The organism is Azospirillum isscasi (assembly GCF_030849505.1).
Taxonomy (GTDB): Bacteria; Pseudomonadota; Alphaproteobacteria; order Azospirillales; family Azospirillaceae; genus Azospirillum; species Azospirillum isscasi.
This window is the reverse complement of sequence record NZ_JAUJFI010000383.1, coordinates 1-725: the sequence shown is the minus strand read 5'-3', so window position 1 is coordinate 725 and position 725 is coordinate 1. Positions and strand designations below refer to the sequence as shown.

Sequence of the window (725 nt, the reverse complement as noted above, 5' to 3'; positions counted from 1 at the left end):
GGCCGGGTCGTCAGCGTCACCGTCGGCACGGTCACCCAGACCGCCACGGTCAGCGCCGGGGCCTGGACGACGTCCCTCACCTCGAGCCAGGTCAAGAGCCTGTCCGAAGGCTCCGTCACGATCACCGCGAGCGTCTCCGACCAGGCCGGCAACGCGGCCACCGCGGCGACCCGGACGGTCAGCTACGACAAGACGGCGCCGACGGTTTCCATCGGCACGGTGTCGGGCGACGACCGGATCAACGACGCCGAGGACGAGAGCGCCGTCACCATCGCCGGCACGACGAGCGGGGCCGAGGATGGCCGGGTCGTCAGCGTCACCGTCGGCACGGTCACCCAGACCGCCACGGTCAGCGCCGGGGCCTGGACGACGTCCCTCACCTCCAGCCAAGTGAAGAGCCTGTCCGAAGGCTCCGTCACGATCACCGCGAGCGTCTCCGACCAGGCCGGCAACCCCGCCACGGCGGCCACCCGGACGGTCAGCTACGACCGCACCGCCCCGTCTCTGTCGATCGGCACGGTGTCCGGCGACGACCGGATCAGCGACGCCGAGGACGAGAGCGCCGTCACCATCGCCGGCACCGCCTCCGCCGAGGACGGCCGGGTCGTCAGCGTCACCGTCGGCACGGTCACCCAGACCGCCACGGTCAGCGCCGGGGCCTGGACGACGTCCCTCACCTCCAGCCAGGTCAAGGCCCTGAGCGAGGGCTCGGTCACCATCACCGC

At 72.3% G+C, this 725-nt stretch carries 1 protein-coding gene; it reads left to right on the top strand.

The window, feature by feature from the left end; translation table 11 throughout:
* The coding region (locus QSG27_RS29100; RefSeq protein ID WP_306712357.1) for an Ig-like domain-containing protein at nt 1-725 on the top strand (725 nt) is incomplete at both ends.